This is a genomic window from Streptococcus sp. AM43-2AT (genome assembly GCF_003603405.1).
Lineage (GTDB): Bacteria > Bacillota > Bacilli > Lactobacillales > Streptococcaceae > Streptococcus > Streptococcus ilei.
On the sequence record NZ_QTND01000002.1, the window covers coordinates 91,191 to 103,618 of the forward strand.

Annotated in this window: 11 protein-coding genes; 2 read left to right on the plus strand and 9 right to left on the minus strand. The window is 42.0% G+C overall.

Features of this window, described 5'->3' with window-relative positions; all coding sequences use genetic code 11:
- Positions 1-29: 29 nt before the first annotated feature.
- Entirely contained in the window at positions 30-743 is a 714-nt protein-coding gene (rsmG, locus tag DW930_RS05100) for a 16S rRNA (guanine(527)-N(7))-methyltransferase RsmG (protein ID WP_120701696.1), read from the plus strand.
- A 168-nt stretch (positions 744-911) separates the two neighbouring features.
- Here rsmG and DW930_RS05110 read toward each other — a convergent pair whose 3' ends face one another.
- From DW930_RS05110 to DW930_RS05130, 5 genes are all read right to left on the minus strand, one after another.
- On the minus strand, positions 912-1,850 hold the full coding sequence (locus DW930_RS05110) for a PfkB family carbohydrate kinase (RefSeq protein ID WP_123159492.1): 939 nt from the start codon (positions 1,848-1,850) through the stop codon (positions 912-914).
- A gap of 72 nt (positions 1,851-1,922) precedes the next feature.
- Entirely contained in the window at positions 1,923-2,678 is a 756-nt protein-coding gene (locus DW930_RS05115) for an SDR family oxidoreductase (RefSeq protein WP_123159493.1), read from the minus strand.
- Between the two features lie 4 nt (positions 2,679-2,682).
- A complete protein-coding gene (locus DW930_RS05120; protein ID WP_117744595.1) occupies positions 2,683-3,513 on the minus strand; it encodes an energy-coupling factor transporter transmembrane component T in 831 nt (276 codons plus the stop codon).
- The gene (locus DW930_RS05125; RefSeq protein ID WP_123159494.1) at positions 3,506-5,188 is read right to left on the minus strand and encodes an ABC transporter ATP-binding protein; all 1,683 of its coding nucleotides are present in this window, start codon (positions 5,186-5,188) and stop codon (positions 3,506-3,508) included. The genes DW930_RS05120 and DW930_RS05125 overlap by 8 nt, the downstream gene beginning before the upstream one ends.
- On the minus strand, positions 5,189-5,962 hold the full coding sequence (locus DW930_RS05130; protein ID WP_123159495.1) for a nucleoside phosphorylase: 774 nt from the start codon (positions 5,960-5,962) through the stop codon (positions 5,189-5,191). It abuts the gene before it with no gap.
- Positions 5,963-6,583: 621 nt separating this feature from the next.
- On the opposite strand from DW930_RS05130, the gene DW930_RS05140 reads away from it, so the two are divergent.
- Positions 6,584-7,864: a solute carrier family 23 protein gene (locus tag DW930_RS05140; protein WP_165851213.1), complete on the plus strand. Its 1,281-nt coding sequence runs from the start codon at positions 6,584-6,586 to the stop codon at positions 7,862-7,864.
- A 31-nt stretch (positions 7,865-7,895) separates the two neighbouring features.
- On the opposite strand, the gene DW930_RS05145 is transcribed toward DW930_RS05140, so the two are convergent.
- The 4 genes from DW930_RS05145 to DW930_RS05160 all read right to left on the minus strand — a co-directional run bounded on the left by DW930_RS05145 (position 7,896) and on the right by DW930_RS05160 (position 12,289).
- Complete coding sequence (locus tag DW930_RS05145) at positions 7,896-8,795, minus strand: DUF4299 family protein (RefSeq protein ID WP_123159497.1); 900 nt, start codon at positions 8,793-8,795, stop codon at positions 7,896-7,898.
- 91 nt (positions 8,796-8,886) lie between these two features.
- A complete protein-coding gene (locus DW930_RS05150) occupies positions 8,887-9,870 on the minus strand; it encodes a rhodanese-related sulfurtransferase (protein WP_123159498.1) in 984 nt (327 codons plus the stop codon).
- Positions 9,871-9,984: 114 nt separating this feature from the next.
- The gene (locus tag DW930_RS05155; protein WP_123159499.1) at positions 9,985-11,220 is read right to left on the minus strand and encodes a permease; all 1,236 of its coding nucleotides are present in this window, start codon (positions 11,218-11,220) and stop codon (positions 9,985-9,987) included.
- A gap of 214 nt (positions 11,221-11,434) precedes the next feature.
- Positions 11,435-12,289, minus strand: a complete 855-nt coding sequence (locus DW930_RS05160) for an Rgg/GadR/MutR family transcriptional regulator (RefSeq protein WP_165851214.1) — start codon at positions 12,287-12,289, stop codon at positions 11,435-11,437.
- Between the last annotated feature and the right edge of the window lie 139 nt (positions 12,290-12,428).

Consider the following 12,428-nt stretch of genomic DNA (forward strand, 5'->3'; position numbering starts at 1 on the left):
TTTCCCTTATTTTGTGGTAAAATTATCTTATGAAACCAGAAGAATTTTATGCCCATTTAGCCGACCTCGGCTTCCCATTAACTGATCGACAAAAAGAACAATACGAACGCTATTTCGAGCTCCTCGTAGAATGGAATGAGAAAATTAATCTCACCGCTATCACCGATAAAGACGAAGTCTATCTCAAGCATTTTTATGATTCTATCGCGCCTATTTTGCAGGGCTTAATTGAAAATCAACCTATCCGTCTTTTGGATATCGGAGCTGGTGCTGGCTTTCCCAGCCTTCCTATGAAGATTCTTTTCCCTGAACTGGATGTGACCATCATTGATTCTCTCAATAAGCGGATTAACTTTCTCCACCTGCTGGCTGAAGAGTTAGGCTTGAGCGGGGTTCATTTCTATCATGGACGGGCTGAGGATTTCGCACAAGACAAGGCCTTCCGTGCTCAATTTGACCTTGTGACCGCTCGTGCGGTTGCCCGCATGCAGGTCCTTTCTGAACTGACCATTCCCTATCTGAAAGTTGGAGGACGACTCCTCGCACTTAAAGCTAGCAATGCTCCAGAAGAGTTGGAAGAAGCAAAAAATGCCCTCAACATCCTTTTTAGCAAGGTCGAAAACAATCTACAGTATGAATTGCCAAATGGAGATCCTCGTTACATCACTGTTGTGGAGAAGAAAAAAGAAACTCCTAATAAATATCCAAGAAAAGCTGGCATGCCCAATAAGCGGCCATTATAAAATCAACTCAAAAGAAGAGGCTGGGACAAAAGTCCTAGCCTCTCAATTGTCTTTGGATTGTCGAGCAAGACGCAGTGGTTGAGTGGGCTCTACTACGCTGATTTCATCTGCTGTTACAGCCCTACTCAACTGTGCGGAGGTGGGACGACGAAATCGAATTCTAACGAATTACCGATTTCTGTCCCACTCTCTTCTTTTTGACTGGACCAATTGGTTCAACTCTTGCTCTAGGGCATGGTAGTGATGGCGCCCTAAATGAACTCCCCTAGTCGCCACAACCTTGCTTGCTAAACGGTTAGCAAAGATTAAGGCATCCTCTACATCTACCCCTTGCAAGGATGCTGCTAAAAAGGCTCCCAGATGACTGTCTCCTGCTCCTACAGTATCAAGAACTTCTGTCGGAAATCCGGCAGCCTCATACCAGCTGCCATCGTAAGCAATCGCTCCTTGCTCTCCCAAGGTCACAACGACTAACTGCCCCGTTCTCTGATAAAGTGTCTTAGCCGCTTCAGCAATCTCTTCACATGCTGAAAAAGCCTTGGCTTCTAGCTCATTGAGGTGGAGGATGGGTTGGAGATCATAAATTGCTTCCAGTCGGTCCTTGGGAATCAAGAGACCGCGAGGCCCTGGCGCAAAGATAACTTGGCCTTCGAGTTTTGACACAGCTTGAATGAGTTCCATCCCGGTCGGCTCTTCTACTTCAAGGCCACAGAGATAAATAGAATCATAGCTTTCCTGCTCCAGAGACTGCAGCCATTCCTTCTGAAAACCATATTCCACTCCATGATCTGATAAAAAGGTTCGTTCTCCATCCGACTCAATGAAACAATAGCAACAACCATTCGCTCCTGTTACTAAAATAGGGGTTTGGATGCCCAACTTTTCTAGTTCTGCCTTAACAAAATTCCCGTAGACACCCGTCCCAACTGGCGAGATGAAGTCTACCTTTTGACCTAAAGCATGAAGTACAGAGACGACATTAAAGGCACACCCTCCAAGAGACCAAGTCTGCTCATGGATATGGGCGTCCCCTTCCCGACTTGGTAGACGATCCAGATAGACCATAATATCACAAACAGTGGATCCAATCACTAAGGCTTTTGACATGGATATTCTCCTCCTATTTTCTATCCTCAACATGGAAAAATAACCAGCACTAGATAGAGCTGGTTAGTAAAACTAGTCACCCCGATAGACCGGTTGAGGGCCAAAGGTTTGGGAAACTGGCATGATTTCAATCCGATTGACATTGACATGCTTGGGTTGTTGAATGAGCCAAGACACCGTATTGGCTATATCTTCAGGTTGAATAGCATGAGCGTCTCGATAGAGAGCTTCTACCCGTTTTTCATCCCCTTTAAAGCGAACCGATGAGAACTCGGTCCCTTCACAGAGACCTGGTTCAATATTGGTCACCCGAATTTGTTTTCCAGCCAGGTCGGCACGTAGGTTTAAAGAGAACTGTTTAACGAAGGCCTTGGAAGCACCATAAACATTGGCCCCTGGGTAGGGAACCGTCCCAGCAGTCGACCCCATATTGATGACATACCCATCATTTCTTTCCACCATCTGGGGGAGGATTTGCCGGGTCAAATAGGTCAGACCGATGATATTGGTTTGGATCATGGTCAACCAATCTGCAATCTCTGCTTTCTGAGCTGGAGCGAGGCCTAGGGCCAAGCCAGCATTATTAACCAAGACATCAATCTGCTCCCAAGCTTTTGGTAAACTGGCAAGTGCCTGATCCACCTGAGTGAGATCTGTTACATCCATTTGAAGAGGATAAAAGGCTTCTCCCAACTCTTCGTGAAGGGCCTGTAATTTTTCAATGCGTCTAGCCGCACCAATCACTCGATGACCATCGGCAACTAAGCGTTGACAAATAGCTTGACCAAAGCCAGCTGAAGCTCCTGTTACTAAAATTGTTTCTGCCATTTTCTTACCTCCAAGGATTATAGAATCGACCTTGGTTCACCCAAATCAAGACCAAACTCAAGACTACCATCAGAGCGGACCCTAGGATAATCAGACGATCACGAGTCGTCATCTCCTGATAGGTGTACCAGGTCCGTTTTTTATTTTTCCCAAAGCGACGCAGTTCCATGGCTGTAGAAATCGTTTCAATCCGCTCCAGAGAACTAAAAATCAAGGGAGAAATCATCTGAAGATTTCCCTTCACCCGCTGGACAAAGTTGGCCTTTTTGGACAATTCCAATCCTCTTGCTTCTTGGGAGAGCTTGATAATCTGGTATTCCTCCTGCACATCTGGAATATAGCGCAGGGTCAGGCTTACTGAATAAGCAATCTTGTAGGACACCCCAATCTGATTAAGACTTGAAGCAAATTGACTAGGATGGGTGGTCATTAGGAAAATAAGAGCCAGCGGAATGGTACACACATACTTCAAAGCTAGGTTGAAAAGATAAAACAACTCTTGTGCTGTGATGCTATATGCTCCTAAACCATCTAGAAGAACTGTTTTTGCTCCATAGATTTCTACCCCATATTGAGGGGCAAAAAGATAGACCATCAAGACATTGAGAAGAGCAAAGACCAGGGCAAAACTAAGAATAAAAGAGATGTCTTTCAAACGAATGCCTGAGGTCGCAAATAAGGCGAGGGCACCTAGACCAATGACCAATAACAGGCGGGTATCGTAACTCAACATGGCAGCTAATGATACCAACAATAAAAATAGGAGTTTGCTGGCACCTGAGAGGTGATGCAGAAAGCTGGTTCCAGCATGGTAGCCGACTAAGCGATTATTCATGACCTACCCCCTTCTGATTCATATAAAACTGGGTCAAGGCAAGAGGATCGACACCAAGTCGATTTGCCAAGGCGAAAATAGACGTTTCTTTCAAATTAGCCCGTCTTAAAATTTCTGGTTGGGTCAAGAGCTCTGCCGGCGTCAAATCTGCCAAAATTTGCCCATCCGTCACCACGATCGCTCGATCGGAATAATCCAGCATCAGTTGCATATCATGGGTAATCATGATAATGGTATGTCCCTTTTGATGGAGTTCATCAAGGAAATCCATAATTTCTGTATAGTTTCGTTGATCCTGACCAGCCGTTGGCTCATCCAAAACCAAAACCTCAGGCCCCAGTACTAAAATCGAAGCAATGGTTACCCGCTTTTTCTGACCATAAGACAAGGCAGAAATCGGCCACTTACGAAACTCATAGAGACCACAGGTTTTCAAGGCTTGATGGACACGACTTTCAATCTGGTCCTCTGGGACATTTCTCAAGTGAAGACCGAGGGCCACCTCATCAAAAACCATGGTCGATGAAATCATCTGATTGGGATTTTGCAGGACATAACCTACTCGCTCTGCCCGCTCCTTGACACTATCACCCTTGATATCCTCACCCTTTGAGAAATAAGTTCCTTCCGTCTGGATAAAGCCGCAAATCGCCTTAGCAAGGGTAGATTTTCCAGCCCCATTTTTTCCGACAATCGCCAACCGTTGGCCTTTTGGAATAGTCAAGGAAAGATCTTTTAGAATAGGCTGGCCTTCTCGATAGGCAAAGTTCAAATGACCAAGCTCTAAAATTACTTCAACCTCTGCACTTTTTTCAAAATTTGGAGTTGGAATTTCCACTGATAAATCTTCAAGTGGTATTTTTTCAACGTTGTCCAAATTCGGTAGCTTGCTGATATCCTGGCCTAACTGGCGAAGGGTTGTTAAATAGAGGGGTTCTCGAATCCCATTTTCAGCAAGTAGTCTGGTTCTCAACAACTCATCTGGTCGCCCATTAAAGAGGACTTGCCCTTGATTAATCAAGATGACCCGATCGATAGGACGGTAGAGCACATCCTCCAAACGGTGCTCAATGATAATGGTTGTCGTCCCCTGCTCTTCATGAATCTGATCGATCAGATCAATGATATCCTGACCCGACTTGGGATCTAAATTAGCCAGTGGCTCATCAAAGAGCAGGATCGGACTTTCGTCGATCAGGACGCCTGCCAAGCTGACCCGCTGTTTTTGTCCACCGGATAAATCTTGAGGCCGATGGTCCAAGAGTTTGCTCAAGTCTAAGCGCTCCGCCCAGGTATGAACCCGAGATTTCATGCTTTCCAGCTCGACCATATCGTTTTCAAGAGCAAAAGCTAAGTCCTCTGCAACACTAAGACCGATAAACTGACCATCCGTATCCTGTAAGACCGTACTGACCAAGTGAGACTTCTCATAAATACTGAGATCAAAGGCTTCTTTCCCCCGCATAAGGAATTGCCCACTACTAGTTCCTTTATAGATATTGGGAATAATCCCATTTAAGCACTGGCCTATCGTTGACTTGCCAGAGCCAGATGGTCCCACTATCAGGACCTTTTCTCCCTCATAAATGGTCAGGTTTATCCCTTTTAAGGTTGGCTCAGACTGGGCCTTATACTGGAAGGAAAAATCCTTCAATTCAATGATTGCTTCTTTCATTTAATTCGCCTTTTCCCATAAGAGCGCAAATTGTATTGCCAATTCTGCGATTCGGTCCTTACTATCTAAGTCCGCATGACTAGATAAGGTTCGGATATCCCATTTTTCTTCCGAGAGGTGATCCGCCGCATAGAAGAAATGGCAGAGAGCAAAGTCTCGAAAAGTTGCTAAGGCCGCCACTGCAGAACACTCCATATCGACACAAATGGCTCCTGCTGCCTTCCGACGCTTCATCTTGTCGATGGTTTCCCGATAGGGTGCATCTGTCGTCCACACTTTTCCTAACTGATAGGAAACCTTGTGATGATCCAGAAAGGTTTTGAAGAGAGGGAGGACTCCCTTGTTCACTTCCACTTCATCACTAGCCGGAAGATAGTGGTAACTAGTCCCCTCGTCTCGAAGGGCAGCTGTCGGAATGATGATGGAGGTCGCCTCAATATCTTGGTCCAAAACCCCACAAGTTCCAAAGAGAACGAGTTTTTCCATCCCAAATTGAATCAGATCCTCTATAATTCCCACACAGGAAGCAGCCCCAACTGGCGCATTGAAGACCGCAATCTGTTGGTCTCCAATCCTAATCCCATAGACAATGACTTCAAAGTTAGCCATGGAGGTTCTTGTGATCACCTCATGATTGTAATTCTCAAGCAAGCGCGCAAAGGTCACTCTTGAAAAGCAAGAGATGGCTACTTTAGGAAATCCCTCAATTGGACCGTGCAGGTCTTGTGGATTGATAATCGCCTGTCGATTGGCATCAAATTCTTCTAACAGCATCTCTTGCTCCTCTTTCATTTATTCTACTTCTAGTCCTCTATTATACCACAAAACCGGCTTCTTTCCTTCTAACAAAGGAGCAAGAAGCCCCACTTGTTCGCCTTTTGTGGTAGGAAACAATACAATTTTCTTCAAAAAGAAAATGAAGAGGGATCACTCAATCACTACGTCAATTGTTGACCTCTTCCCTGATGCAAATAGGTCACTACTACTAACTACTAACTCCTACCTCGCTCTCTCATTTCTAGGCTCGGGAAAGGGAGAGGGACAGAAAGCAATAATCAATTAAAATAATGCTTTCGTCGTCCCTCCCCCGCAAAGTTGAGTAGGTCCATCCAAGCGAAATTAGAGCGTGGCATGGGCCACTCAACCACTGCGTCTATCAGCCACCTCTTGCCTGATACAATCATGTCACTCTTACTAACCCTCCCTCGCTCTCTCATTTCTAGGCTCGGGAAAAATTCGTTTACAAAACGAATTTTTTCTGCTATACTTCTTAGAAGCAAAGGTTTTTAATGTCATCCCGTGAGGTGACAAAGACACAGAATATGAACAATCTGAGGGCCCTTGCTATGCAAAAAAATCATGGGCTCTTTTTTGGTGCCCAAAAGTGAGGTTATTATGAAAGAAGAATCAACTGTTGATTTGCTCCTGGATGTCGATCAAAATCCGGCACCCCTAAAAGGAATCTTATTAAGTTTCCAACACGTTTTTGCCATGTTTGGGGCAACCATCCTGGTACCACTCATCCTAGGCATGCCCGTATCTGTTGCCCTCTTTGCATCAGGCGTTGGGACACTGATCTATATGACTTGTACCGGATTTAAAGTCCCTGTCTACCTCGGCTCTTCCTTCGCCTTCATCACAGCCATGGCTCTGGCGATGAAGGAAATGGGCGGAAAAGTCGATGCGGCCCAAACTGGGGTTATCCTGACTGGTCTGATCTACGTGCTTGTCGCAGCAGGTGTTAAAGTTGCTGGCACTCGCTGGATTGACAAATTGCTTCCAGCCGTTGTTATTGGACCTATGATCATCGTTATTGGTTTAGGTCTTGCAGGATCAGCTGTTAAGAACGCTGGTTTTGTTGAAGGAGGAGACTGGAAAAACGCCCTTGTCGCTGTCGTGACCTTCCTGATTGCTGCCTTCATCAACACCAAAGGAAAAGGTTTCTTCAAAATTATTCCTTTCCTCTTTGCCATTATCGGTGGCTATGTCTTCGCAGTCTGCTTGGGCTTGGTTGACTTCAAACCAGTCCTCAAAGCTAACTGGTTTGAGATTCCTGGCTTCTATCTTCCTTTCAATACAGGTGGTGCCTTCAAACAATACAACTTGTATTTTGGTCCTGAAACCATCGCCATCTTGCCAATCGCTATCGTAACGATTTCAGAACATATCGGTGACCATACAGTACTTAGCCAAATCTGTGGCCGTCAATTCTTGAAACAACCGGGACTTCACCGTACCCTTCTTGGTGACGGAATTGCAACTTCTGTATCGGCCTTTCTTGGTGGTCCAGCTAATACCACTTATGGAGAAAATACAGGAGTGATTGGGATGACTCGTATTGCTTCTGTTTCCGTTATCCGAAATGCTGCTTTGATCGCTATTTCTTTGAGCTTCTTTGGTAAATTTACTGCTCTCATCTCTACCATTCCAAACTCTGTTCTTGGTGGGATGTCCATCCTTCTCTACGGAGTAATCGCAAGCAACGGTTTGAAAGTCTTAATTAAAGAACGCGTTGACTTCAGCTTGATGCGCAACCTAATTATTGCAAGTGCCATGTTGGTTCTTGGACTTGGTGGAGCAACACTGAAACTCGGTCCTGTGACCCTGGCAGGAACAGCTCTCTCAGCTATGACAGGAATCATCCTTAACTTGATCTTGCCACACGAATCAAACTAATAAAAAAAGTTCTCAGAATTGAGAACTTTTTTTATTCGAGTTGGGCCAATTGCAACAAGCGTTCCTTGGACAATTTTTTGATTTCAATTTGATTGGCATCCAATAATTCAAATTCACTTGAGTCCAAAGCATCCAGTAGAGCTTCTAAATTCACAGCTGCCACCGGCTTATAACTCTCTGGCATATCGGGATTCCCAGTGATTTCCACTAAGTTCACTTTCCAGTCGATGACTTCATCCATATTGACCTTCTCTACAAACTCTGCAGGCACAAAAGGCACACGTGGCAAAACCGTATCCGTATCTTCTGTTAGACTGTAACTGCCAATGATGCCTCCCGTTTCGTTCTGACGGTAGAAACGGACTTGACTAAAGAAAGCAGAGCTGTATTGTACCTTTTTAACCACTTGACTGAACTCCTCTAAAGGTTGAGGAGAGTCTAAGATTTGACGTAGGAGCTCACGATCCAAGATAACAGGATGAGCAAAGCCCTGAAGCTGGTATTGATGAAGGTCTGGATCTTTTTCTAAATTCTGTAAATTCTTCAACAAATAGGTTTCATAGTCAAAAGAGAAAATAGAATCTGCATCATAGCTGGTCCCCAAATTATCGTGAATCTCATTTCCCAACTGGCGAGCTAGGGCACTGAGCCATTCTAAGATGAGTCGCCAATCTTCAAGGGTTGCAAAATCTGCAAGGATGAACTGATAAGCATGCTCTTGATCCAGATAGCGAAGGATGATTGGCAAACAGCTCTTTCCATAGCGGATACACATCATAGCTGGAAAATCTTTGAGAGAGCGACTAAGCATGGCTTCCTCAAAACTGTAGGTAAGCACTCCCTCCACCAAATTTAATACATCTTTAGCCGGCATCACTTTTTGATAGCCAAACATACTCTTTTTATTTCGAATTGAAAACACAACTGACATTTGTTTTCTCCTTTATGTAATCGCTTACCAAATTATAGCACAAATTTTCATGATTTTCCATATAAAAAACAGCCAAAGGGCTGTTTTTACCTTATGCAGGTTCTCCATCAAGCGTCTCACCGATAACTGCCAAACGCTCGCTAACTTCTGCTTGTGACATCTTGTGTTCTTCAACATAACGATTGCGTGGGTGAACACGGCACTCGTGTGAGCAACCACGGAGGTACTTGTCTTCGTTCTCTTCTGAAGTCAAGATACGACGGTTACAGAAGGGATTTCCACAGTTGACATAGCGTTCGCAAGGTGTACCATCGAACCAGTCTTTTCCGACAACGCTTGGATCGACATGGTTGATATCAACCGCAATGCGCTCGTCAAAGACATACATCTTCCCATCCCACAGTTCTCCTTGAACTTCTGGATCTTTTCCGTAAGTTGCGATACCACCGTGCAATTGGCCGACATCTTTGTAGCCTTCACGGACCATCCAGCCTGAGAATTTCTCACAGCGGACACCACCCGTACAGTATACTACAACCCGTTTGTCCATGAATTTTTCTTTGTTATCACGAACCCATTGTGGCAACTCGCGGAAGTTGCGAATATCTGGACGGATAGCCCCACGGAAGTGTCCAAGGTCGTACTCGTAGTCGTTACGAGTATCAAGGACAACGGTATCTTCGTCTAAAAGAGCTTCTTTAAACTCTTTTGGAGACAAGTAAGCACCTGTTGTTTCAAGTGGATTAATATCTTCATCGAAGTTTTCATCCTCTAACCCAAGGTGAACGATTTCCTTTTTGTAGCGAACAAACATCTTCTTGAAAGCTTGCTCTTCTTCCTCATCCATCTTGAACCAGAGGTCTTCCATGCCTGGAAGGCTGTGAACGTAGTCCATGTACTTTTGCGTCGTTTCGTAGTCACCAGAAACAGTTCCGTTGATCCCTTCGTCAGCGACTAGAATACGCCCTTTGAGGCCAATAGACTTACAGAAAGCCAAGTGGTCTGCCGCAAATTGTTCTGCGTTTTCGATGGGAACATATTTATAGTAAAGTAAGACACGAATAGGTTTTGCCATAAGATTCTCTTTTCTAAGATTAAATTATCAGAATTTTTCATTCAACTATACCAGTATACTCTCCCAAGAAAACGAATGCAATTTATTTGACCGAAAAAAGCTAAGTACCGAATACTAATCAACTTCTTTGCCTTTATATGCCACAATTGAAATCAATACTCCCATTGATACTCCAAAAAATACAAACCAGCTCAGCTTTACTGAATAGGATGCTAACACTGAAAAGATTACTGTACCTAAAGGAATTGAAGCCATTACTACGGTGGAAATAAGCGTTCGTACCTGAGCTAATTGATATTCTGGAATACTTTTTGCCCAAAATGCACTTAATTTCGGATTAAATTTTCCTGTTAAGAAGGCATCTCCTCCACTTAAAAGAATAATAAAAATAGACGGTAAATTTAATATTCCAATTAAACCTGTAACTACAAGAACTACCGTACTCATTTTTAAGATTGAAACTAAGGATTTTTGAGCAAAGTATCCCTCTGGATGAAGATTTCCTAGAATTCCAAATACTAGTCCAACGATCTGTAATACTAATATACTCTCTCCATAGGAAAACCTAAAAAGTGAATGATCTAAATAGTAAATCAATAAAATCGGAGATATTGCTGTACTCAATACATTCATTAGAACAATACAAACAAACATCCATCTAAAAGATACTTTTTCATTCTCATTAAATGTTTGAATAGCCAATTGGTAAGTTGCTTTTATTTTGTTAAGAAATGTAGTTTCGGAAGATTTCAAGGCTTGTCCGTGTCTTAAGTCATCTTTTATGGACCAAAAAATAAGAGAGGATATGATAAAACTGATCGCATTTAACATGGCTATTACTTTAAATTGTTGATGCGTCGCATTTAATATCCAAACTCCAGTAGTTTGTCCTCCAATTGCACAAATATAACCTATAATATTATTCAAGGAATAAGCCTCAAGCAATTGCTCTTCATGGACTTGATGACTAAAAATTGGAGTATAGAGACAACTTTGATAACAAGATAAACAATCCGATATGATATTTAAAAAACAAATCATCGAAAAAGCAAAAAGTGATACCTTTCCAGTTAGAAACGCTATTACGAAGAAGAAACAACCTTGAATCCATCCGATACGAATGATCCATTTGGATTTAAATTCTGTCTCATCTGCTTTTTGTGCAATCCAAAGTTGAAAACATATGGGCACCATAATAATCATATTTGCAACACTAATGTATAACTTAGAATGAAATGTCGTTGCTACATATATAATGAAAACAATATTATATAAGGAGGAACCGAATTGGTTAAAAAAATTTGCGATCATAGAATATCTAATAAATCGATTTTCTTTCACAAGATTCATTCTACCACCTCCAGATATCGTCTCCAAACGGGATAAAAGTCCTCGAGGTCAATTTTTTCACAATAAAGGTAAAATGAAGCATTGATAAATAAATGAATCGGCAATTTGCGTAATTTTTCAACAAATGCAGTCATATGCGATCTCCTTTCTAATACCTTTGTTATTAGACTATCAAAAAAAGATGCCTTCGCATCTTTTTTGAATATAAGCAATTTTATAACTTGTCTTTAAAAACTTCTTTAAAATAATTAACTTGTTCAAGATATCCTAATTGTTCAAATATTAAAATTCCTTGTTCAATTTCTTGTTTACCTCTACTATTACCTTCTTCTAATTGATGATACCCCCTAGCTATCTTCTCCATTATTCTCATAAATGCATCTCGTGTATCTGCAAAATGTTCTGAAAGTAAATGTTCAAATAGTGTACTTTCTAAAAAATTGTGTTCCTTAGTTGCATGAAAAAGTCCATTTACTAACATCGTATGAATCAAATTGTCATTTAGATTATTATGCCGAAAGAACGAAGATCGTTTTAGCATTTCTTGACAATAGGAAAGGTATAATTGACTGTCAAATAAATGAGCTGTTTCTGAAAATAGAAGTAATTCATAGCGTGCCCAAATTTCAGTAGAAAATAAGTAATTTGTTAAAAAATCAATATCTTCCTTTGGAACTTCATAATCCTCAATTGATGCTGATAATACAGCTTTAATCCATATTGTATTTAATCTGTAAAACTGTTTTTTTGAACTAGTTAAAAATTTCTGTTTCTGTTCGGCTAGTAGCACCTCTAGCGCTTGCTTTTGAAGGGGGGAACGATATTTTGTCAACTTCCAATGCAGCTCTTCAATCTCAGAGGGTTGAAATTCAGAAACCATAAATTCAAATTCTCCCATTTGCAAATAGATATTTTCTAGGCATTCTCTCAATTTTTCGGCAGACATCTCCGCTTGGCCATTCTCAAATCTAGATAGCATTGAAATTGAAAAAAGTCCCCCTGTAGCCTCAGCTAATGATAGCTTTCTTGATTTTCTCATTGTTTTAAAAACTAAGCCTAAATTTTTCATCCACAACCTCATTTTGCTTATATTCAATTTCTTATATTATAGCTCATTTTTTACAAATAAACAGATTTCAAAATCTATGAGAGAGAAGAATCTAGCTTATCCCAGTTTTAACAATATAAATGATCTTAGAGTTTCTCCG

Bases quoted from the DNA above. Each gene is read 5' to 3' on its own strand.
- rsmG (WP_120701696.1), top strand. From the start codon at position 30: ATGAAACCAGAAGAATTTTATGCCCATTTAGCCGACCTCGGCTTCCCA.
- DW930_RS05110 (WP_123159492.1), bottom strand. From the start codon at position 1,850: ATGTCAAAAGCCTTAGTGATTGGATCCACTGTTTGTGATATTATGGTC.
- DW930_RS05115 (WP_123159493.1), bottom strand. From the start codon at position 2,678: ATGGCAGAAACAATTTTAGTAACAGGAGCTTCAGCTGGCTTTGGTCAA.
- DW930_RS05120 (WP_117744595.1), bottom strand. From the start codon at position 3,513: ATGAATAATCGCTTAGTCGGCTACCATGCTGGAACCAGCTTTCTGCAT.
- DW930_RS05125 (WP_123159494.1), bottom strand. From the start codon at position 5,188: ATGAAAGAAGCAATCATTGAATTGAAGGATTTTTCCTTCCAGTATAAG.
- DW930_RS05130 (WP_123159495.1), bottom strand. From the start codon at position 5,962: ATGCTGTTAGAAGAATTTGATGCCAATCGACAGGCGATTATCAATCCA.
- DW930_RS05140 (WP_165851213.1), top strand. From the start codon at position 6,584: ATGAAAGAAGAATCAACTGTTGATTTGCTCCTGGATGTCGATCAAAAT.
- DW930_RS05145 (WP_123159497.1), bottom strand. From the start codon at position 8,795: ATGTCAGTTGTGTTTTCAATTCGAAATAAAAAGAGTATGTTTGGCTAT.
- DW930_RS05150 (WP_123159498.1), bottom strand. From the start codon at position 9,870: ATGGCAAAACCTATTCGTGTCTTACTTTACTATAAATATGTTCCCATC.
- DW930_RS05155 (WP_123159499.1), bottom strand. From the start codon at position 11,220: ATGAATCTTGTGAAAGAAAATCGATTTATTAGATATTCTATGATCGCA.
- DW930_RS05160 (WP_165851214.1), bottom strand. From the start codon at position 12,289: ATGAAAAATTTAGGCTTAGTTTTTAAAACAATGAGAAAATCAAGAAAG.